This is a genomic window from Caballeronia sp. LZ003, from assembly GCF_031451465.1.
In the GTDB taxonomy this organism is placed as follows: domain Bacteria; phylum Pseudomonadota; class Gammaproteobacteria; order Burkholderiales; family Burkholderiaceae; genus Caballeronia.
Genome location: NZ_JARUXJ010000098.1, coordinates 1 through 777, shown reverse-complemented (window position 1 = coordinate 777; position 777 = coordinate 1). Strand labels below are relative to the sequence as shown.

At 53.8% G+C, this 777-nt stretch carries 2 protein-coding genes; both read right to left on the bottom strand.

Features of this window, described 5'->3' with window-relative positions:
* Window positions 1–39 precede the first annotated feature (39 nt).
* Window positions 40–495: a hypothetical protein gene (locus tag QCE79_RS33190; protein WP_309851716.1), complete on the bottom strand. Its 456-nt coding sequence runs from the start codon at window positions 493–495 to the stop codon at window positions 40–42.
* 19 nt (window positions 496–514) lie between these two features.
* Window positions 515–745 (bottom strand): hypothetical protein, encoded by a 231-nt coding sequence (locus QCE79_RS33185; RefSeq protein WP_309851713.1) that lies wholly within the window; start codon window positions 743–745, stop codon window positions 515–517.
* Window positions 746–777 lie beyond the last annotated feature (32 nt).

Here is a 777-nt window from a genome sequence, read left to right as displayed (position 1 = left end):
GCAGCCTATCGATTAAGAGCCGATTTTATATGAAAGTGTTCAATCAGCAGTAGAACTATTTTGTTCAATAATTCTTGAACACTTTTCGGACATGAAGCTTTCACTTGCCCGGCGGATTGATTTGCTGAGCGATTCGGCGCGTTCCGCAAACCGACGGGCGCGGTTATAGATCGTGCCGCGAGCGCAATTCTGCTCGTAGGCCAATGTCTTAATGTTCGCGTTGTACCAATAGACTCCAAGGAAGCACTCCGCCTCGTGCGCGCGACCGCCTTGTTCGCATAGCGCATGGATCGCCATATTGAAGAACGGCATCTCAGGATCCAAAAACGAGTCCGGCTCGCGCGCCATTGCTCGACGGGCGGGCTGCAGACGTGCAAGCACATTCGACTTTACATACGGCGCGAAGATGCGTCGCGTCAGGCACCAAGCGACCCACCGATGAACCTTGTCGTCTGCCGCGTTTCGCGCACCTTCATTCAAGCCCTGTTCACTCATAGCCTCTCCACCGATCTCGCTATTGCTCAACGCCGTAAGAAATGTTCCAGTGATCTAACCAGGCAAGCAACTGCTTGCGCAGTTCCCGGTTGCGCGGATACGGAAACTGGATCTGACCTTCTTCTTCGATTCCAGCGAATGGGCAGCCTGGAATTGAGATCCAACTCTGCGATCCTTCCAGCCGTCGCACGGCCATCTGCAAGAGCGGGCGCGGGACAGAAGACATCTCAATGTAGGTGTACGCGCTCATGATGTCGATGGTTTCATGATGACCTTAGTCCC

What these genes read in the sequence shown, in the direction of transcription:
- QCE79_RS33185 (WP_309851713.1), bottom strand. Translation starts at nt 745, where the DNA reads ATGAGCGCGTACACCTACATTGAGATGTCTTCTGTCCCGCGCCCGCTC.
- QCE79_RS33190 (WP_309851716.1), bottom strand. Translation starts at nt 495, where the DNA reads ATGAGTGAACAGGGCTTGAATGAAGGTGCGCGAAACGCGGCAGACGAC.